At 71.8% G+C, this 18,767-nt stretch carries 18 protein-coding genes; 12 read left to right on the forward strand and 6 right to left on the reverse strand.

Translation table 11 applies throughout. From position 1 onward, the window contains the following. Positions 1-110: 110 nt before the first annotated feature. Both HAV39_RS15550 and HAV39_RS15555 read left to right on the forward strand, forming a co-directional pair. Positions 111-767: a response regulator transcription factor gene (locus HAV39_RS15550; protein ID WP_120315420.1), complete on the forward strand. Its 657-nt coding sequence runs from the start codon at positions 111-113 to the stop codon at positions 765-767. Continuing rightward, positions 767-1,966, forward strand: a complete 1,200-nt coding sequence (locus tag HAV39_RS15555; protein ID WP_191839924.1) for a sensor histidine kinase — start codon at positions 767-769, stop codon at positions 1,964-1,966. The genes HAV39_RS15550 and HAV39_RS15555 overlap by 1 nt, the downstream gene beginning before the upstream one ends. A gap of 167 nt (positions 1,967-2,133) precedes the next feature. Here the strand turns inward: HAV39_RS15555 and HAV39_RS15560 are convergent, their stop codons facing one another. Beyond that, on the reverse strand, positions 2,134-2,862 hold the full coding sequence (locus HAV39_RS15560; protein WP_191839925.1) for an SDR family oxidoreductase: 729 nt from the start codon (positions 2,860-2,862) through the stop codon (positions 2,134-2,136). 228 nt (positions 2,863-3,090) lie between these two features. Between HAV39_RS15560 and HAV39_RS15565 the strand changes: the two genes are divergently transcribed. After that, complete coding sequence (locus HAV39_RS15565) at positions 3,091-3,786, forward strand: hypothetical protein (RefSeq protein WP_191839926.1); 696 nt, start codon at positions 3,091-3,093, stop codon at positions 3,784-3,786. A 144-nt stretch (positions 3,787-3,930) separates the two neighbouring features. On the opposite strand, the gene HAV39_RS15570 is transcribed toward HAV39_RS15565, so the two are convergent. The 3 genes from HAV39_RS15570 to HAV39_RS15580 all read right to left on the reverse strand — a co-directional run bounded on the left by HAV39_RS15570 (position 3,931) and on the right by HAV39_RS15580 (position 8,086). After that, positions 3,931-5,271 (reverse strand): extracellular catalytic domain type 1 short-chain-length polyhydroxyalkanoate depolymerase, encoded by a 1,341-nt coding sequence (locus HAV39_RS15570; RefSeq protein ID WP_191839927.1) that lies wholly within the window; start codon positions 5,269-5,271, stop codon positions 3,931-3,933. 325 nt (positions 5,272-5,596) lie between these two features. Further along, a complete protein-coding gene (gene cydB, locus HAV39_RS15575) occupies positions 5,597-6,658 on the reverse strand; it encodes a cytochrome d ubiquinol oxidase subunit II (RefSeq protein WP_191839928.1) in 1,062 nt (353 codons plus the stop codon). A gap of 9 nt (positions 6,659-6,667) precedes the next feature. Beyond that, entirely contained in the window at positions 6,668-8,086 is a 1,419-nt protein-coding gene (locus tag HAV39_RS15580; protein ID WP_191839929.1) for a cytochrome ubiquinol oxidase subunit I, read from the reverse strand. Positions 8,087-8,271: 185 nt separating this feature from the next. Here HAV39_RS15580 and HAV39_RS15585 point away from each other — a divergent pair, with 185 nt between their 5' ends. Continuing rightward, entirely contained in the window at positions 8,272-8,994 is a 723-nt protein-coding gene (locus HAV39_RS15585) for a lysophospholipid acyltransferase family protein (protein ID WP_191840047.1), read from the forward strand. A gap of 31 nt (positions 8,995-9,025) precedes the next feature. On the opposite strand, the gene HAV39_RS15590 is transcribed toward HAV39_RS15585, so the two are convergent. After that, a complete protein-coding gene (locus tag HAV39_RS15590; protein ID WP_230686784.1) occupies positions 9,026-9,244 on the reverse strand; it encodes a hypothetical protein in 219 nt (72 codons plus the stop codon). Positions 9,245-9,456: 212 nt separating this feature from the next. Here HAV39_RS15590 and HAV39_RS15595 point away from each other — a divergent pair, with 212 nt between their 5' ends. From HAV39_RS15595 to HAV39_RS15615, 5 genes are all read left to right on the forward strand, one after another. Continuing rightward, on the forward strand, positions 9,457-10,239 hold the full coding sequence (locus HAV39_RS15595; protein WP_191839930.1) for a glycerophosphodiester phosphodiesterase family protein: 783 nt from the start codon (positions 9,457-9,459) through the stop codon (positions 10,237-10,239). Positions 10,240-10,303: 64 nt separating this feature from the next. Beyond that, positions 10,304-11,662 carry an MFS transporter gene (locus HAV39_RS15600; RefSeq protein ID WP_191839931.1) on the forward strand — a complete coding sequence of 453 codons (1,359 nt, stop codon included), beginning with the start codon at positions 10,304-10,306 and terminating at the stop codon, positions 11,660-11,662. A 72-nt stretch (positions 11,663-11,734) separates the two neighbouring features. Further along, the gene (locus tag HAV39_RS15605) at positions 11,735-12,409 is read left to right on the forward strand and encodes a thymidine kinase (RefSeq protein ID WP_191839932.1); all 675 of its coding nucleotides are present in this window, start codon (positions 11,735-11,737) and stop codon (positions 12,407-12,409) included. A 114-nt stretch (positions 12,410-12,523) separates the two neighbouring features. Continuing rightward, positions 12,524-13,372, forward strand: coding sequence for a hemerythrin domain-containing protein (locus tag HAV39_RS15610; protein WP_191839933.1), 849 nt, complete (start codon positions 12,524-12,526; stop codon positions 13,370-13,372). Between the two features lie 150 nt (positions 13,373-13,522). After that, on the forward strand, positions 13,523-15,019 hold the full coding sequence (locus tag HAV39_RS15615; RefSeq protein ID WP_373311663.1) for a ricin-type beta-trefoil lectin domain protein: 1,497 nt from the start codon (positions 13,523-13,525) through the stop codon (positions 15,017-15,019). Positions 15,020-15,072: 53 nt separating this feature from the next. On the opposite strand, the gene HAV39_RS15620 is transcribed toward HAV39_RS15615, so the two are convergent. Further along, on the reverse strand, positions 15,073-16,569 hold the full coding sequence (locus HAV39_RS15620) for a translation initiation factor 2 (protein WP_191839934.1): 1,497 nt from the start codon (positions 16,567-16,569) through the stop codon (positions 15,073-15,075). Between the two features lie 149 nt (positions 16,570-16,718). On the opposite strand from HAV39_RS15620, the gene HAV39_RS15625 reads away from it, so the two are divergent. The 3 genes from HAV39_RS15625 (at position 16,719) to HAV39_RS15635 (ending at position 18,716) form a co-directional block, all read left to right on the forward strand. Continuing rightward, a complete protein-coding gene (locus HAV39_RS15625) occupies positions 16,719-17,219 on the forward strand; it encodes a sigma-70 family RNA polymerase sigma factor (RefSeq protein ID WP_191839935.1) in 501 nt (166 codons plus the stop codon). After that, a complete protein-coding gene (locus HAV39_RS15630) occupies positions 17,219-17,974 on the forward strand; it encodes a hypothetical protein (RefSeq protein ID WP_191839936.1) in 756 nt (251 codons plus the stop codon). Before HAV39_RS15625 ends, HAV39_RS15630 begins: the two co-directional genes overlap by 1 nt. A gap of 220 nt (positions 17,975-18,194) precedes the next feature. Beyond that, entirely contained in the window at positions 18,195-18,716 is a 522-nt protein-coding gene (locus tag HAV39_RS15635; protein ID WP_191840049.1) for an LURP-one-related family protein, read from the forward strand. The last annotated feature ends 51 nt before the right edge of the window (positions 18,717-18,767 follow it).

An 18,767-nucleotide genomic window follows, 5' to 3' on the forward strand; every position in this document is an offset into this window, starting at 1 on the left:
GTTCGGTAGCCAACAACAGGGGGTGTGAGGGTGCCGAGAGGGATTTCACTAACGCTGCGCTAACAACGCCCGTGCATACTTGCGGTCGGTCGGTCGAGGAGGTGGCAAGGGTGCGGGTCCTGGTCGTGGAGGACGAGGAACTGATGGCCGAGGCCATCGCCGAGGGGCTGCGGCAGGAGGCGATCGCCGTCGACGTCGCCTACGACGGGGCGGCGGCGCTGGAGAAGCTCGCGGTCAACGCGTACGACGTCATGGTCCTGGATCGTGACCTGCCGCGGGTGCACGGGGACGAGGTGTGCCGCCAGGTGGTGGCGCAGGGCCTGGACGTGCGGGTGCTGATGCTCACGGTGTCGGTGACGGTGGCCGAGCGGGTCGCCGGGCTCAGCCTCGGCGCCGACGACTACCTGCCCAAGCCGTTCGCGTTCGCGGAGCTGGTGGCGCGGGTGCGGGCGCTGGGCCGCCGGGCCCGCCCGGCGACGCCGCCGGTGCTGGAGCGGGCCGGCATCCGGCTCGACCCGCACCACCGTGAGACGTACCGCGACGGCCGCTACGTCAGCCTGTCCCGCCGCGAGTTCGCGGTGCTGGAGGAGCTGCTGCGGGCCGAGGGCGCGGTGGTGTCGGCGGAGACGCTGCTGGAGAAGGTCTGGGACGAGCACATGGACCCGTTCACCACGATCGTGCGGGTCACCATCAGCGGTCTGCGCCGCAAGCTGGGCGACCCGCAGCCCATCGAGACGGTCACCGCCGTCGGCTACCGGATCCGCTGATGGGCGAGTGGCGGGGCAATCTGCGGGTACGCCTGACCGTGGTGTTCAGCCTCGTGTTCGCCCTGGCGGGCGGGTCGGTGCTGGCCGGCGTGCTGATCATGGTGAACAACGCCATGGAGTACAGCATGGGCATCCTGCTGGCCGACAAGAGGTACGCGGGCGGCTACCAGAGCCCCGAGATGGTCAGCTCCATCGCGGCGTCCAAGCAGACGATCATGGACTCGATGCAGGCCAACCTGCTGTTCAAGGGCGGGCTGACGCTGCTGGCGATGTGGGTCGTGGCCACCGCCGCGGGCTGGTTCGTGGCCGGGCGGCTGCTGCGCCCGCTCAGCATGATCACCGCGACCGCGCACCGGATCGCCGGGCGCACCCTGCACAAGCGCATCGATCTGGACGCCCCGCCCGGCGAGGTGAAGAGCCTCGCGGACTCGTTCGACAGCATGCTCGACCGCCTCGACGAGGCCTTCGCCGGTCAGGGCCGGTTCATCGCCAACGCGGCCCACGAGCTGAAGACCCCGATCGCGCTGAACCGCACCCTGGTCGAGGTCGCGATGAGCCGCCCCGACAGCCCGCCGCAGGTGCACCAGCTCGGCCAGAACCTGCTCGCCGTCAACCAGCGCCATGAGCGGCTCATCGACGCCCTACTCACGCTCGCCCGCGCCGAGGACGCGGTGACCGAGCGCCGCCTGGTCGACATCGCGGAGCTGGCGAACATCGCCGCCGACACCACCGAGGGCCTGGCCCGGCGGCTGGGTGTGCAGATCGGCCGCGAGCTGACGCCCGCGCCGGTGACGGGCGACCCGATCCTGCTGGAGCAGATGATCCGCAACCTGATCGACAACGCGACCCGGTACAACGTCGAGGGCGGCTGGGTGCGCGTGCAGACCGTGGCCCGGCCCCGCCATGCCGAGATCGTGGTGAGCAACACCGGCGCGGTCATCTCGTCGTACGAGGTGCCCACGTTGTTCGAGCCGTTCCGGCGGCTCACCGACCGGGTCGGCTCGTCGCGCGGCAGCGGCCTCGGGCTGTCCATCGTGCGCGCGGTCGCCCAGGCCCACCGCGGCGACGCCGTCGCCGTGCCCCGCCCCGGCGGCGGCCTGGTCGTGCGGGTGATCCTGCCCCGCTCCGCGCACCCCCTGGCCGAACCAGTGATCATCGCCCCGGCCCACCCCGAGCACCACGAGCCCGCCCGCCCCTGACACCGCGCCGGGGGCCGGCGGCTGGCGCCTTCCGCGCTTCGACCCGGGGACGTTCCTCACCATGACCGTTCGACTTGCCGGGCACCTGTGCGTATCTTGAGGCGGCATTCGACCAGGTGCCTGGCAAGTCGGTGGATCATGAGCCGCGCCTGCCGCGGCGGCGGGGGTCAGCGGCCGCCGGAGACTTTGAGGGTCGCGCCGGTGGTGTACGACGCCTCGTCGCTCAGCAGCCAGACGATGGCGTTCGCGACCTCCTCGGGCTGCCCCGAGCGGCCCAATGGGGCGGCCGGACCGAGTCGGTCCGCGCGCCCGGGCTCGCCGCTGCCGGCGTGGAATCCGGTGTGGATGACGCCGGGGGAGACCGTGTTGACCCGGATCCCGGCGGGGCCGAGCTCCTTGGACAGGCCCACGGTCAGCGTCTCGACCGCCGCCTTCGACGCGGCGTAGTGCACGTACTCGCCGGGGCTGCCCAGGGTCGCGGCGACCGAGGAGACGTTGACGATCGCGCCGCCCGGACCCATCCGCCGGGCCGCCTGCTGGGCGCAGAGGAACGCGCCGACGACGTTGACCTCGACCACGCGGCGCAGGTCGGCTTCGGACAGCTCGGTGAACGGCCCGATGGCGCTGCTCACCGCGGCGTTGTTGACCAGTCCGGTGGGTGTGCCGAGTTCGGCCTGCGTGCGGTCGAACAGCTCGCGCACCTGCGTGCCGTCGGACACGTCGACCCGCACCGCGATCGCCCGCCGTCCGGACGCCTCGACCTTCGCGACGACCTCTGCCGCCGCGTCGGCGTCCCCCCGGTAGCCGACGGCGACGTCATGTCCCGCCATGGCGAGCTTCACGCAGGTGGCGGCACCTATGCCGCGGCTGCCGCCGGTCACGATGATGATCCCCATCGCCCCATTAGAGCAACCGTGGTGCGGCCGCGACAGACCGCGACACTGTCACCGCCGACACACCCGGTGCGCGAATCGGGTGGGTGCTGCGAAGATGTCCCCACTTTCCGCATGGTGTCAGTGCCGCTCTTGTCGGTGGCCTCTGATAGAACATGCGTATCAAACATGTGTTCGGCGAGGGTATCTGCGGTGGCGGTGCTGCCGCTGCTGGAGGGTGGGAGCGCGGTTATGGCACTGTCGACTCAGGAGTTGACGCAGATCCAGGAGACGCTTGCGACCGGCAAGCGGCCCCGGGTCATGTTCACCGAGGCGGCCGGCCAGATCGCGGGCCAGCTGGGACAGGTCGTGCAGCTCGACGACCCGGCCACCCACGATGAATGGATCATGGTCAAGTTCGGCAGCGACGTGCTGCCGTTCGCGCCCGGCGATCTCGTCATCGCGCCCAAGGGCGCCACGGGCCGCAAGCCCACGCCCGAGCCGGTTCCGGAGCCGGTCGCCCCGCCCGAGCCCGAGTTCATGATCATCCGTGAGAAGCCTGTCCGTCAGGAGCGACCCGTGTCCGTAAATCCCGAGGTGTCCGAACAGGAGACGCCCGCCGTGGCGCCCGCCCCGCGCAAGCCCGCCGCCGGCAAGGGCCCCAAGGTCAAGCCGCCGGCCGGGTTGACCGTGACGCTGGCCTACACCGAGGGCGAGTGGACGGTCGGCGCGGTCCAGGGCACCAAGGCGCTCGCCAAGCCCTACATCATCAAGGCGCAGGAGGCGCTGAAGATGGTGTCGATGCTGGACGTGCCGGGTGTGCAGGAGGCCGTGGAGCACATCCTGGCCGCCGAGCGGGCCGAGGCCGAGGCGCACGCGCTGAAGCTGCGCGCCGAGCTGGCCGAGCTTGAGGCCAAGCTCGCCGAGCTGGGCGCGGCAGGCGCCTGAGATTTCCCGGAAGCGGGGTGGCCGTCACGGCCACCCCGCTTCTTCGTGCGCGTGGTCAGCGCCGCTCGCGCTCGGCGGCGTCGCCGCGCGGCGGGTGCATCCCGACATGTGAACCAGTCCCGAGCTGCATACGCCCCGGCGAGGTCACAGTGCCGTGCAGGTCACCGTGGTGCCGGCCGGCGCGCCGTTGGCCTGGAAGCCGAAGTCGGTGTAACCGCCCGCGGCCAGCTTGCCGTTGTAGCCCAGGTTGCTCACCTGGACCGTGCCAGTCGTCCCCGTGAACTGCCCGTTCCAGCCGTTGACCAGGGTCGCCCCGGACGGCAGCGCCAGCGCGACGCGCCAGCCGTCGATCCCGCCGCTGCCCGCGGTGACCCGCACCGCGGCGACGAACCCGCCGGTCCAGGCGTTGCTCACGGTGAACGCCGCCGTGCAGCCGCCGGTCGGCGGAGGCGATCCGCTGGGCGACGGTGACGGTGACGCGCTCGGCGACGGCGACCGGGACGGTGAGGGCGACACCGACGGCGACGCGCTGGGTGACGGCGGGGTGGACGGGCTCGCCGACGGGCTGGCGGTGGTGTTCAGGCCGAAGAAGGCGACCGCCGCGCCGTACTGCACGGGCAGGTTGTGCGGGGTGTTGGCCATGCTGACGGCCTCGACCAGCACCTGCCCGGAGCTGTTGGCGTAGCGGGTGCGCGTCCAGCCCGACTGCGGGGTGTCGGTCGAGGTCGGCGTCTGGCTCAGGCCGTGCACGTCGGTCCACTGCTCGATCGCCTCGCCGAAGTTGACGTACGACAGGACCTCGTCGTTGACGCCGTGCCACAGTTGCATCCGCGGCCGTGCCCCGGTGTAGCCCGGGTAGGCGTTGCGGACCAGGTCACCCCACTGCTGCGGGGTCTTGACGACCTGGCCCTGAGCGCAGGCGCTGTTCCAGCTCTCCGTCCCGGCGAAGCAGCCGAACGGCACCCCGGCGAAGGCCGAGCCGGCCCGGTACACGTCCGGGTACGCGCCGAGCAGGACGTTGGTCATCATGCCGCCGGACGAGACGCCGGTGACGTAGGTGCGGGCCGGGTCGGCGTTGTGGGTCTGCTGCACGTACTTCGTCATCGAGACGATGCTGAGCGAGTCGCCGCCGCCGTTGTGCGTGAGCGTGGCGCTCGACGCGACGTCGAAGCACCCGTCGCTGCGGGTCACCGACGGGTAGACCACGATGAAGCCGTACTGGTCGGCGAGCCGGGCGTAGTCGGAGCCGTTGTACATCGCGGGGCCGTCGCCGTGGCACCAGTGCACCGCGACCAGCAGGGCGGGCCGGGGCGCGACGGTGTTCGGGACGTAGAGGAACATGCGCAGGCCGCCGGGGTTCGCGCCGAAGCCGGTGACCTCGGTCAGGGTCGCGGCGGCGGCGGGGGAGGCCACGGTGAGGACCACCGCGGCGATGAGGGGGACGACGGCGAGCCACAGGGCGTGCAGGGCTCTGCGTGGGGTCATGGAGCTTGCTCCTTGCCGAGGAGGAGACGCACGTCCGGCTGTGTGGCCGTAGGTGCGCGGATGCGCTGCCGCCACCCGGGCTCGGCCCGTGTGCGCCCTCGGCAGTCGGTGCGGGCCGTCCACCCGGGCGAACGGCCGCTGCTCCCGATCCGGCAGTCTAGTGGCGATGGTGAATGCCGTCGGTGCCCGCCCGGCCCCGCGTCGGCGAGCGGCGGTCTCCGTGCGCCGAACTGCTCGCCCGGGTCATGGACGCCCGGAGTGGGGAAGGGCACCTTCTACAACGCATGGCGATGGGAAGGTGGCCTTCCTTCGGCTCGCGGGGAGTTCAGGCGGGGCGGCCGCCGCCGGCGGGCACCGGGGCCGGTTCCTCGGGGATCTGGCTGGTGCCGATGCGCTTGCGGAACACCCAGTAGGTCCAGCCCTGGTAGAGCAGCACGATCGGGGTGAAGACCAGGGCCACCCAGGTCATGATCTTGAGGGTGTACGGCGTGGACGACGCGTTGGTCACGGTCAGGCTGTTGGCGAGCGGGTCGACGGTCGACGGCAGCACGAACGGGTAGAGGTCGGCGAACAGCGACGCCACGGCCAGCGCGATCGCCGCGGCGGTGCCCGTGAACGCCCAGCCCTCGCGCCGGCCCTGCGGGTCGGTGCGGGACGGCATCCGGTTCGCGATCAGGCCGCCGACCAGGCACAGGGCGGCGAGCACGGCCAGCACGACGGCGGCCGGGGTGGCCCGCCGCAGCAGGGTCACGCCGAGGAACAGCACCGCGGCGATCGCGGCGAACACGCCCAGGCGTTCGGCCAGCAGGTTGGCCCGGTGCCGGATGTCGCCGGTGGTCTTCAGCGCCACGAAGATCGCGCCGTGGGTCAGGAACAGCGCGACCATGGTCAGGCCGCCGAGCAGGGCGTACAGGTTGAGCAGGGTGAACAGGCTGCCGGTGTAGTTGTGCCCGGTGTCCAGCGGCACGCCGCGTACGATGTTGGCGAACGCGACGCCCCACAGGAACGCCGGCACCACGGAGCCGAACACGATGCACCAGTCCCAGCGGCGCTTCCACGACGCCGCGGGCCGCTTGCCGCGGTACTCGAACGCGACCCCGCGCAGGATCAGCGCGAGCAGGATCAGCAGCAGCGGCAGGTAGAAGCCGGAGAACAGGGACGCGTACCACTCGGGGAAGGCGGCGAACATCGCGCCGCCCGCGGTGATCAGCCAGACCTCGTTGCCGTCCCAGACCGGGCCGATGGTGTTGATCAGCACGCGGCGCTCGCGGTCGTCGCGGCCGAGCACCGGCAGCAGCATGCCGACGCCGAAGTCGAAGCCCTCCAGCACGAAGTAGCCGGTGAACAGCAGCGCGATGAGCAGGAACCACAGCGTCGACAGCGCCACGGCGATCTCCTAGTACGCGAACGCCAGCGGCCGGTCCTCGTCGGACTCGGCGGCCGGTGGCGGGGTGACGTCGGGCAGCCCGGCGCGGGCGTAGTGCAGCAGCAGGCCCACCTCGACGACGGCCAGCGCGCCGTAGAGCAGGGTGTACACGATCATCGAGGTGATCACGTCGCCGGAGGAGGCGGCGGGCGACGCCGCGATCGCGGTCTTCATCTGGCTGAACACGATCCAGGGCTGCCGGCCCATCTCGGTGAAGATCCAGCCGAAGGAGTTCGCGGCCAGTGGCAGCAGCGGCAGCGCGATCATGCCCCACATGAGCAGCCGGGTGGTGCGCCGGTGCGGCGCGGGGGAGCGGCCCTTGCGGATGGCCCACAGCGCCCACAGGGCCAGCAGCGCGGCCAGGATGCCCAGCCCGATCATGAGCCGGAACGACCAGTACGTCACCGGGATGTTGGGTGTGTAGTCGCCGGGGCCGAACCTGGCCGCGTACTCGGCCTGCAGGTCGTTGATGCCCTGCACCCGGCCGTCGAAGGTGCCGGTGGCCAGGAACGACAGCACCCGGGGCACGTCCAGCGACCAGACGGGCCGGCTGCCGTCGAGCGTGCCGATGGTGAACAGGGAGAACGGCGCGGGCTGCTCGGTGCTGTAGAGGGCCTCTGCGGCGGCCATCTTCATCGGCTGCACCTCGGTCATGATCTTGCCCTGGATGTCCCCGGTGATGAACAGCAGCGCCATCGCCACCAGCGACGTCCACGAGCCGAGCTTCACCGCGCTGCGGAACGCCGCCGTGTCGCGCCCGGGCCGGCGCACCAGGTGCCACATGGCCACCGCGGCCATCAGGGCGCCCGCGGTGAGGAACGCGCCCGTGATCGTGTGCGGGAGGGTGATCATGGCGACCTTGTTGGTGAGCACCGCCCCGAAGTCGGTCAGCTCGGCCCGGCCGCGCTCCGGGTTGATCCGGAAGCCGACCGGGTTCTGCATCCAGGAGTTCGCGGCCAGGATGAAGTACGCGCTGAGCACCGTGCCGACCGCGACGATCCAGATGCAGGCCAGGTGGATCTTCTTGGGCAGCTTGTCCCAGCCGAAGATCCACAGGCCGAGGAACGTCGACTCCAGGAAGAACGCGAGCAGGGCCTCCAGGGCCAGCGGCGCGCCGAAGATGTCGCCGACGAAGCGCGAGTACTCGCTCCAGTTCATGCCGAACTGGAACTCCTGCACCAGGCCCGTCACCACGCCCATCGCGAAGTTGATCAGCAGCAGCTTGCCGTAGAACTTCGTCAGTTTGAGCCACTTCTCGTCCCCGGTGCGCGACCAGGCCGTCTGCAGCCCCGCGACGAGGAACGACAGGCCGATCGTGATCGGGACGAACAGGAAGTGGTACACGGTGGTGATGCCGAACTGCCACCGGGCCAGTTCCGTCGCGTCCATGCCGTGGACTCCCCACTTGCCGGATCGATCCCTTTCGCCGACCATACGCACAGGTCGGCGGCCCGGTGGGCGACTTCGGGGACCCTGCGTCGAACAAGTGCCCGGGTCCGTGACGGCGCATGGCAGGATCGTGGACCGTGAGCCCCTCGACGAGCTGGTCCCCGCCCCCGCTGCTGCGTTTCGCGATGCTGCTGGCCGAAGGCGTGGTGCGGCTGCTGACCCGGATGGAGGTCACCGGGGACATCCCCGCCGGGCTGCGCGGCCGCCCGCTGATCCTCGCGGCCAACCACATCAGCCCCTTCGACCCGGTCGCGGTCGCGGCGGCCTTCCGCAGGCTCGGCGTGTACCCGCGGATCATGGCGAACGCGGGCCTGTTCCGCACCCCGGTGATCGGGCCGCTGATGCGCTGGCAGGGCCACATCCAGGTGGACCGCGGCGAGCCGACCGCCGGCAACGCCGTCACCGACAGCGTCACCGCGCTGAACGGCGGCGCGCCGTTGATGATCTATCCCGAGGGCCGGATCGGCCTGGACCCGGGCATGTGGCCCGAGCGCGGCCGCACCGGCGTCGGCCGGCTCGTGCTGGCCACCGGCGCGCCCGTCGTGCCGATCGCGATCTGGGGCAGCCACGAGGTCATCCCGTACGCCGCGCCCACCGGGATGTGGCCGATGGTCGGGAAGTCGCTGCGGCACCGGCCGCGGGTGCGGGTGCACGTCGGCCCGCCGGTCGACCTGTCCGGCATCGACGCGGCCCGGCCGGGCGCGGCGCAGCGCATCGCCGACCGCATCATCGACGCGATCACCGTCGAGTTGGCCCCGCTGCGCGCCGGCGAGCCCGACGTCCCGCGCTTCACCGACCCGTCCCGTCCCACCGAGACCCGGCGCGCCCGGCCGCGCAGCGCACGCTGACGGAGGTCGGGCCGGTGCCGGGCCGTCGCGGCTACCCCCGGCGGGAGCGGTAGGCGGCCACCAGTTCGCGGGTGGTGGCCAGGCCCAGTTCCTGGCGTAGGTCGGCGATACGGCGGTTGGCCGTGCGCAGCGACAGGTACTCCGCGGCGGCCGCCGCGGCTATCGTCGCGCCGTCAGCCAGCCGGTCCAGCAGCGCACGCTGAACCGGGGACAGCTGTCGCAGCCAGTCCACAGGGTCGTCGTCGGCCACCTGAGCACCCCTTCAGAGCATCCATTCCGCTAGTGGATCGTCCCGGCGATCGCCTGAACGGCGATTCGCCGTGGACTCCCCACCAGCGGCCCCGGAAAGATCGATTTGTTTCGACGCGGTGGTGCGGACATTCTCACCGATGTCGCCCGTTGTTGGCGAGCGGTCAGTACGCGGGCCATCCATCCGCACCCGGCAGTGGCAAGCTTTCCCAGATGGAGACGCCGCAGGGTCACCCCCATCCGTATCTCGCCGCGCCGCCGCTCGCCTTCGCCCATCGGGGTGGCGCGGCCGAGGGCGACGAGAACACCGCCGACGCGTTCGACCGGGCGGTGAAAGCGGGCTACCGCTATGTCGAGACCGATGTGCACGCCACCCGGGACGGGATCGCCGTGGTGCTGCACGACGCGAACCTGCGCCGCGTCGCCGGTGAACCGCAGGCGGTGGCGTCGATGACCTGGGCAGACCTGAAGACGGTGCGGGTCGGCGGGTCGGCCGCCGTGCCACGGCTCGACGAGGTGCTCGACGCCTGGCCGGAGATCCGGTTCAACATCGACATCAAGGCCGACGCGGCTGTCGCGCCGACCGTCACCGCGGTGCACGAGCGCGCCACCCCGGATCAGGTGCTGCTGGCATCGTTCTCCGACGCGCGGCTGCAGCGGGCGCGGGAGCTGGCCGGTCCCATGTACGCCACCTCGCTGGCGCAGCGGGAGACGGCCCGGCTGTGGCTGGCCTCGCGGCTGCGGCGGCGCATCGTGCTGCCCCCGACAGCGGTCGCGGCGCAGGTGCCGATCCGGTTCGGCGCGGTGCGGCTGGTCGACCGGCGGTTCGTGGACCACGCGCACGCCCTCGGGCTCCACGTGCATGTGTGGACGGTCGACGATCCTGCCGTGATGGAGGGGTTACTTGATCTCGGTGTGGATGGCATCATGACCGATCGCATCGCCGTGTTACGGGAAGTTTTCACGCACCGGGGCCTCTGGAAGGACCAGGAATGAGCGAGCAGAGCGAGCGAATCGGCGGGCTTGGCCGTGCCGCCGACGAGCGTAGCGAGGAGAAGGCATGACCGCTGATGTCAGCGCACCCCCCGCGCCTGCCGAAGGGTATGGCGAGAGCACCAAACGTGAGCGGGTCGGCTGGTACTTCTACGACTGGGCCAACTCGGCGTTCTCCACCACGGTCGTCACCGCGTTCCTCGGCCCCTACCTGACCGCCATCGCCGAGAACGGGGCCGACGCCGCGGGCGACGTGCACCTGCTCGGCATGTCGTTCAAGGCGGGCTCGCTGTTCGCGTACACCACCTCGCTGTCGGTGCTGTTGCAGGTGCTGCTGCTGCCGGTGGTCGGGGCGATCGCCGACCGGGCCGCCAGCAAGAAGATCTGGCTCGCGATCTTCGCCTACATCGGCGCCGGGGCGACCTGCGGCCTGGTGTTCCTGACCGGTGACCGCTACCAGCTCGGTGCGGGGCTGTTCCTCGTGGCGAACCTGGCGTTCGGCGCCAGCATCGTGGTCTACAACTCGTTCCTGCCGCAGATCGCCGACGAGAACGAGCGCGACGGGGTGTCCAGCCGCGGCTGGGCCTTCGGCTACCTCGGCGGCGGCCTGCTGCTGCTGCTCAACGTGATCGTGGTGCTGATCGGCGGCGAGGAGAACCAGGGCGAGATCGCCCGCTGGTCGCTGGTGTCGGCGGGCCTGTGGTGGGCGGGCTTCACCACGCTGCCGCTGCTGTGGCTGCGCGACCGGCCGTCGCCGGCGGGCACTGCCCGCGGCTCGGTGCTGATCGACGGGTTCAAGCAGCTCGGGCACACCCTCAAGGAGATGCGGGCGTTCCCGCTGACGCTGTTCTTCCTGGGCGCGTTCCTCATCTACAACGACGGCATCCAGACCGTCATCGCGATGGCGGGCACGTACGGGTCCAAGCAGCTCGGCTTCGACAACACGGTGCTCATGCCGACGATCCTCATGGTGCAGTTCCTGGCGTTCGCGGGCGCGATGCTGCTGGGCCGGCTGGCCAAGACGTTCGGCGCGTGGAAGACGGTCCTCGGCAGCCTGGTCGGCTGGACGGGCATCCTGGTCGCCGCGTTCTTCCTGCCGTACGGCCAGGCGGTGCCGTTCGTGATCCTCGGCGGGGCCATCGGCATCGTGCTCGGCGGCAGCCAGGCGCTGAGCCGCTCGCTGTTCAGCCAGCTGATCCCGCGTGGCAAGGAGGGCGAGTACTTCGGCCTCTACGAGATCTCCGACAAGGGCACCAGCTGGCTCGGGCCGCTGCTGTTCGGTCTCGCGTACGACCTGACGGGCTCGTACCGGGTCGCGATCATCTCGCTGATCGTGTTCTTCGTCGTCGGGTTCATCATGCTGATGATGGTGCCCATGGCGCGGGCCATCTCCGCCGTCGGCAACACCCCGCCCGAGAGGCTCTGACACGCCCGGCGGCCTGCGAATCGCCGTCATGGATTCCCGATAACGGAGGGGTAGCCACTAGGCTGCCCCTCCGTGACCGCTGCTGACGAACCCACCATCGCCCCGGCGCACTGCCAGTCCGCGGGGGACGGCCGACTGCGCCACGGGGCCGCCCTGAAGTTCTTCTGGGGCCCGATGGACTGCGGCAAGTCGACCCTTGCCCTGCAGATGGATCACAACCACGGCCGCCAGGGCCGCCGGGGGCTCGTGCTGACCCGCAACGACCGCTCGATGGGTCCGCAGGTCACCACCCGGATCGGGCTGGCCCACGCGGCCGTCGAGGTCACCGACGACATGGACCTCATCGCGTTGGTGCGCAAGGCGTGGGGCGACGGCGCCCGCATCGACTACCTGATCTGCGACGAGGCGTGCTTCTACACCGTCGAGCAGATCGAGCAGCTGGCCGACCTGGTCGACTCCTACGACGTCGACGTGTACGCCTTCGGCCTCGCCTCCGACTTCCGCTCCTTCCTGTTCCCGGCCGCGCAGCGGCTGTTCGAGCTGGCCGACGAGGTGAACCGGCTGCAGGTCGAGGTGCTGTGCTGGTGCGGCCGGGAGGGCCTGCTCAACGCGCGCATAGTCGACGGCGCGGTGGCCCGCGAGGGCGAGCAGGTCGTCATCGGCGACACCGCCGCCGCCGACCGCTCCGAGGTCCGCTACCAGGTGCTCTGCCGCCGCCACTACCGCTCGGGGGAACTCGGCCGGTAGCCGCCCCGCCGTGGGTCTGTGGTGACCCGTACGGCGGCCATGGCGCTGTTTCGGCCCGCAGCCCCACAGGTTCGGTCACTATGGTGACGAAACGGACTTTGTGAGGTGACGCGGATGTCCGAGCGCGAGCCGGCGGACGACGAGGCGACCGGCGACGCCCAGGCGGAGCAGCGCGGCCGCACCGAGCGCGACGCGTACCGGATGAAGGTGCAGGAACTGCGCGCGCTGCTGCGGGAGAAGGGCGTGCCGGGGACCTCGCAGATGCACAAGGACGAGCTGGTCCGCGAACTCGTCAAGACCATGCACTCCGACCAGCGGGCGCGCCCCATGGCCAAGGTCGCCACGGGCAAGAAGAGCGTGGTGCCGCCCGATGACCAGGCGCCCAGCTCGCGGGTGCCGAAGCCGCCGCGCCCGGCCAAGCGGGTGCCCGCCGGGGCCGCCCCCGCGCCGCCGCCCTTCGACCCCGGCGACGTGATCGACGTGCTGCTGGTCCAGCACCAGCAGCTCGGCGACCTGTTCGACGAGCTGGACGGCGCGCGTGGCGCGCGCCGCCGGGACCTGTTCGCCGAGCTGGTGCGCCTGCTGGCCGTCCACGAGAGCATCGAGCAGCTGCTGGTGCATCCGCTGGCGCGGGCGCGGCTGGCCGACGGCGACGCCGTGGTGGACGCCCGCATCGAGGAGGAGGACCAGGCCGAGCAAGACCTGCTGGAGCTGTATGAACTCGGGCTGGAGCACGACGATTTCGCGGAGAAGCTGGCCAACCTGCGTGACGCCGTGATCGAGCACGGCGAGCTGGAGGAGGAAGAGGAGTTCGACTCCCTGCGCGGGCAGGTGCCCGCCGAGGAGCTGCGGCGACTGGCCGCGATCGCGATGGCGGCGACCGAGGCGGTCACCTCCGCCGACGACACCGCCGCGCCGGACGAGATCTTCGCCCTCGCCCGCGAGTCCTTCCCCGAACCCTGACGCAGCCCCGCCCCCTGCGGCGCCCCGCCGGCTGGTCGCGCACGCAGAGTAATACATCGGTATCTATTGACTTCGGATCCGTCCACAGTAAAGTCTGTTTCTTGAGAGCGCTCTCACGCCCTGATCCGTCCTACCCCTGAAGGACTCGACGTGAGACTCACTGCGCTGACCAGCGCGGCGGTGCTCGCCGTGGCGCTGATCGCCCCCGCGCCCGCCTACGCCGCCCCCACCCCCGACCTCGGCATGCAGCAGGCGCTGCACCGCGACCTGGGCCTGACCGCGGACCAGGCCCGCGTCCGCCAGGCGCACGAGGCCGCCGCGCCCGTCGTCGAGCGCGCCGTGCGTGCCCGCCTCGGCAGCCGGTTCGCCGGCGCCTGGTACTCGCCCGAGGACAGCCGCCTCAAGGTCGGCGTCCTCGACGAGGCCGCCGCCGCCCAGGCCCGTGCCGCGGGCGCGCTGCCCGTCCGGGTCGACCGCAGCGAGCGGCAGCTCGACGCCGTCAAGGCGAAGCTCGACGGCAAGGCCGCCGCGGCCGGCCGCGACGTGCACGGCTGGTATGTCGACGTCGCCGCCAACACCGTCACCGTGAGCGCGGCGACGACCGCCGCCGCGGGCCGGTTCCTCGCCGCGAGCGGCCTGGCCGCCGCCGACGTGCGGGTCGTGACCGGCCAGGCCCCGCGCCCGCTGTACGACATCCGCGGCGGCGACCAGTACGTCATCAACGGCAACACGCTGTGCTCGATCGGCTTCTCCGTCAACAACGGCGGCTTCGTCACCGCCGGGCACTGCGGCGGCGCGGGCAGCCCGACCCTGGGCTACAACAACGTCGGCCAGGGCACCTTCGCCGGATCGTCGTTCCCTGGCAACGACTACGCCTGGGTGCGCACCAACGCCAACTGGACCCCGCGGCCGTGGGTGAACAACTACGCGGGCGGAAACGTCGCCGTCGCCGGGTCGCAGGAGGCCGCGATCGGCGCGTCCATCTGCCGATCCGGGCGCACCACCGGCTGGCGCTGCGGCGTGATCCAGGCCAAGAACGTCACCGTCAACTACTCCGACGGCCGGACCGTCTACGGTCTCACCCAGACCACGGCCTGTGCCGAGGGCGGCGACTCCGGCGGCGCGTGGATGAGCGGCAACCAGGCCCAGGGCGTCACCTCCGGCGGCTCGGGCAACTGCTCCACCGGCGGCACCACCTTCTACCAGCCCGTCAACGAGATCCTCGGCGCGTACGGGCTCACCCTCACCACGACCGGGGGCGGCGGTTCGACCAGCCGCATCATCGGTTGGCAGGACAAGTGCATCGACGTGCCGAACTCCAACTTCGTCGACGGCCAGCGCCTGCAACTGTGGGACTGCAACGGCACCAACGCGCAGAACTGGAACTTCCCCGGCGACGGCACCATCCGCACCGTCAACGGTCTGTGCATGGACGTCGCCTGGGGGTCCACCGCGAACGGCGCGGCGATACAGATCGTCGGCTGCAGCGGCAACCCGGCCCAGCAGTTCGTGCTCACCGGCGCGGGCGACCTGGTGAACCCGCAAGCCAACAAGTGTGTCGACGTCACCGGCTGGGGCGGCACCGGCACCCCGCTGTCGACCTGGGAGTGCACCGGCGGCGCCAACCAGAAGTGGCGGCGCGGCTGACCCCGCCGCGTGGCAGCGCGTCCCGGGGCACGTCCGCGCCCCCGGGACGCGCATCACGGCCCGGACCTCGCCTGGCGCGGTGTCGCCGGGATGCGGGCTGCGTCCAGCAGCCCGTGCAGCGTGGCGGCGTCGAGTGCGGGATTCGCGGCGGCGTGACGAGCCCGCTCGGTGCCGAGCAGGTCCCGCAGCCGGTCGGTGGGCAGCCGCGGGTGGCGGGCCGCCGCCGTCCACACGGGGCGGGCCGGGTCGGCGAGCAACCCGTCGACCACCGCCGCGGGCACCTCGGGGTCGAGCAGAGCCAGCAGCCGCAGCGCCGGGTCCGGGTCGCCGGCGAACCGGGCGAGACCGGCGACCGGAAAACCGGGCCGGGTCGTCAGGTGCAGCCGGTCAGGCCCGTCGTACTCCAGGTAGCTGCGCAGCAGCAGAGCAGGGGGCGGTGCCGGGTGGCACAGCGCGAGCCGCACGCGTACGCCCGCATCCGGGTCCTCGGCGAGGCGGTCGGCGACGGCCTGCGGCAGCCGGGGGTCGCTCGCGGCCCGGCGGCGCAGCAGCGGATTCACCGAGTACGCGTGGGCGATGCCGACGGTGAGTTCCGGTGGCAGTCCCGGCCGGTGGCGGTTGAAGTGCTCGTCCGGCCAGTGGCCCACCACGATGGCCGCACGCTGGGACTCGCTGAGGCCGGGGTGCACCGACACGGCGATCCGCACCGCTTCCTCCACATCGGCGGCGAGGCGGAGCAGCTGGTCGGGTGCCAGATCGGCACGTCCGGCGGTGGCGCCTCGGACCGACGCGTCGGGATCGGACAGCAGCTGTTCCACCACGTCCGGTGGCAGGTAGGGGTTGCGGGCCAGGAACCTGAGGTCGACCGGATCCGTCCCGGTCACCAGCTGATCCAGCACCGTACGGGACAGCCGCCGGCACTGCAGCACCAGCCAGTGGTCGCGGCCGCCACGTGGCGGCATGCCGGCGGGTTCGATCGCGGGTGCGTCGTCACGGGCGTTCGCCGCCTCGGCTGCCGCGCGCACCTGCGGGTCGGGATCGCGTTGCAGGGCGAGCCACCGCTCGTCCGACACGGCACCGCGGTAGCCGCACGCGAGGGCGCGGATCCCGGGCAGCGGATGGGTCGCGGCGATCTCGCACGTCTGCCGCCCGAAATGCGTGAACGCGAGCTCGGAAAGCAGTTCCGCCGCGCTGAGCAGCGGGAACGAGGTGGCGAGCAGCCGCCGGACGACGTCGTCGGGCAGCGGTCGCGGGACCGTCCCCGTGGGCCATTGCCCGGGCTCGTATATCAGGGTGGCCGGGGTCATCGGGTCCGGGTCGTCGATGAGGCGGGCCCGCTGCGCAGGCGCGAGGTGGTGATTGCGCGAGATCCGCCGGCGTACGGCGCGGTCCGGGTGGGACAGGACGGCGTCGACGACCTCCACCGGCAGGTCGCGTTCGATGCACAGCACATCCCAGCAGGCCTGCGCCTCGACGGCCAGCAGGCGCAGCAGGACGTCGACGGGTGCCCCGGGGTTGGCCGCCACCCCGGACAGGATCTCTTCGCGCACGTGGCCCCTTCCCGCCGAGCTGAGTCGGCAAGTGTCGCATCCGGGCGCCGTCGACGCTGTCCTCGGCGCGGACGGGTCGGGTAAAGGCCGCGCGGGGTGTCGTGCGTAGTCCATGCGAGAGTTCCCTTTCCCGGCCACAGGTGGTGTCGATGGACGATTTCGGCGAGTTCTACGCGGCGCGCAAGGACGCCGTCTACCGGGCGCTGCTGGTCGCCACCCGCGGGCAGCCCGGGGCCGAGGACGCCGTCGCAGAGGCTTTCACCAGGGCGTACGCCCGCTGGGAGGCGGTGGGGGCACATCCCAACCCGACGGCGTGGGTGCTGCGCACCGCGCTGAACGAGCAGCGGACCTGGTGGCGACGGCTGCGCCGGGAGCTGCTCGGCGATCCGCCCGACGTCGGCGGCGTCGCCGACCGCGACCCGGGCGGGCTCGACGCCCGGCTGCGCGCGCTGGTCATGGCGCTGCCCACCCGGCAGCGCCAGGTGGTCGCGCTGCGGCTGCTGGCGGACCTGTCGGCGGAGGAGACGGGGCGGACGTTGCGCATCGGCGCGGCCACCGTGCACGTCCACCTGCACCGCGCGCTCGCGACCCTGCGCGCCCAACTCGCCGTCGCGGTCGGCGACGGCTCGCTCGTCGGGGAGGAGCGGTGATGACGGACTTGGACGACGAGCGTCTCGCAAACCTGGTCCGGGCGGCGCACCGGGACACGCATCTCGCCGTGCCGCTGGCCCGGATCATCGGGGCCCGTCCGCGGCCGCGGCCGGTCGCGGTGCTGGCGCTGGCCATGGGGGTGCTGGTCGGGGTGGTCCTGCTCGGCGCCGCCTTCCTGCTGCTGGCCGCGCCGCGGTCGTCCGAGGAACCCGCGGTGCCGCCGCCTTCGGCGTCGGCGCAGGGCAAGCCGCCCCGGCCCACCAGCAGTGCGACCACGGCGCAGGGGCGGTGCACGGACTACGCCGCCGGGGAGCTGGCCCAGGCGGGGCTGACGGAGCTGCCGCCGCTGCGCTTCGAGGTCGAGCCGGTGCCGGGACGGCTGCGGCTGCTGATGTACGCCGACGACCGCGGCAGCACGGCGTGCTGGCTGGGCGCGGAGCAGCACGCGGTGCAGGTCGGCGTCTCCGATCTGACCACGGCGATGCGGCCGTCGCACCCGCCGGGCCGGTTGAGCAACGCCTCGTCGGCGTTCGGGTCCGAGCCCGCGGCGGCGTACACCTTCGGGCGCGTCCCGGCGGGTGCCGCCCGGGTGGAGGTCCACTTTCCCGGCGGGGTGGTGCGCGAGGCAGAGCTCGACGGCGAGTGGTATCTGCTGACGGGCGCGGGCCAGCAGTCCTATGACTTCTCCGAGATCACGAAGATCGTCGCGGTCATGCCGGACGGTCCGCGGGAGCTGCCGATCCAGCACGGCTGACGTCGCAACGGGGCAGGTGGGGCGTGGTCACGACCGCGCCCCACCGGTCTGCCGAAGTGAGCGGGCCATCGGCTGCGCGTCCGGTCCGGTGCCGCCGTGACACACTGTCGCCTCGCGGACAGTTCATGTTTCGCGTTCACCCCTGGACGAAGGACATCCCCTCGTGGACCTGGCCACTTTGCAGGCACAGCAGACGCTGTTCATCAAGCAGCGTTTCACCATGATGATCAACCGGTACGAGGTCACGTCGGTGCAGCCCGACGGCACCCCCGGCACGCAGCTGGCGTTCGTCGAGCAGAAGCGCATGGCCTTCAAGGAGCAGGTCACGCTGTACCGCGACGACAGCAAGACCGGCGTGTTCGCCGCTTTCAAGGCCCGCAGCGTGATCGACCTCGGCGCGACCTACGACGTCACCGACGAGAACGGCGCGCCGATCGGTCTGTTCAAGAAGGACTTCGCGAAGTCGCTGCTGCGCTCGACCTGGCACGTGGAGCCCGCCGCCGGCGCGCGCATCACCGGCCAGGAGCGCAGCCTGCCCATCGCGCTGCTACGCCGCTTCGCCGACCTGACCTTCTGGCCGTACCACTTCGACTTCGTGCGCGACGGTGTGCCGGTGTTCTCCGTGATGAAGAAGTTCGCGCTGGTGCGCGACAAGTACACCGTCGAGATCCACGACCCGGCCATCGACCGCCGCCTGGTCGTGGCGATGGCGGTGGCGCTGGACGCGCTCCAGGCACGCTGACCCCGTGCCAACCGCGTGGGGGCGTCGGCTGCGGCCGGCGTCCCCACGTCC

It is taken from the genome of Catellatospora chokoriensis (genome assembly GCF_011297315.1).
Lineage (GTDB): Bacteria > Actinomycetota > Actinomycetes > Mycobacteriales > Micromonosporaceae > Catellatospora > Catellatospora citrea.

What these genes read in the sequence shown, in the direction of transcription:
- HAV39_RS15555 (WP_191839924.1), top strand. Translation starts at nt 767, where the DNA reads ATGGGCGAGTGGCGGGGCAATCTGCGGGTACGCCTGACCGTGGTGTTC.
- HAV39_RS15560 (WP_191839925.1), bottom strand. Translation starts at nt 2,862, where the DNA reads ATGGGGATCATCATCGTGACCGGCGGCAGCCGCGGCATAGGTGCCGCC.
- HAV39_RS15565 (WP_191839926.1), top strand. Translation starts at nt 3,091, where the DNA reads ATGGCACTGTCGACTCAGGAGTTGACGCAGATCCAGGAGACGCTTGCG.
- HAV39_RS15570 (WP_191839927.1), bottom strand. Translation starts at nt 5,271, where the DNA reads ATGACCCCACGCAGAGCCCTGCACGCCCTGTGGCTCGCCGTCGTCCCC.
- HAV39_RS15580 (WP_191839929.1), bottom strand. Translation starts at nt 8,086, where the DNA reads ATGGACGCGACGGAACTGGCCCGGTGGCAGTTCGGCATCACCACCGTG.
- HAV39_RS15585 (WP_191840047.1), top strand. Translation starts at nt 8,272, where the DNA reads ATGCTGCTGGCCGAAGGCGTGGTGCGGCTGCTGACCCGGATGGAGGTC.
- HAV39_RS15595 (WP_191839930.1), top strand. Translation starts at nt 9,457, where the DNA reads ATGGAGACGCCGCAGGGTCACCCCCATCCGTATCTCGCCGCGCCGCCG.
- HAV39_RS15600 (WP_191839931.1), top strand. Translation starts at nt 10,304, where the DNA reads ATGACCGCTGATGTCAGCGCACCCCCCGCGCCTGCCGAAGGGTATGGC.
- HAV39_RS15610 (WP_191839933.1), top strand. Translation starts at nt 12,524, where the DNA reads ATGTCCGAGCGCGAGCCGGCGGACGACGAGGCGACCGGCGACGCCCAG.
- HAV39_RS15625 (WP_191839935.1), top strand. Translation starts at nt 16,719, where the DNA reads ATGGACGATTTCGGCGAGTTCTACGCGGCGCGCAAGGACGCCGTCTAC.
- HAV39_RS15630 (WP_191839936.1), top strand. Translation starts at nt 17,219, where the DNA reads ATGACGGACTTGGACGACGAGCGTCTCGCAAACCTGGTCCGGGCGGCG.
- HAV39_RS15635 (WP_191840049.1), top strand. Translation starts at nt 18,195, where the DNA reads ATGATGATCAACCGGTACGAGGTCACGTCGGTGCAGCCCGACGGCACC.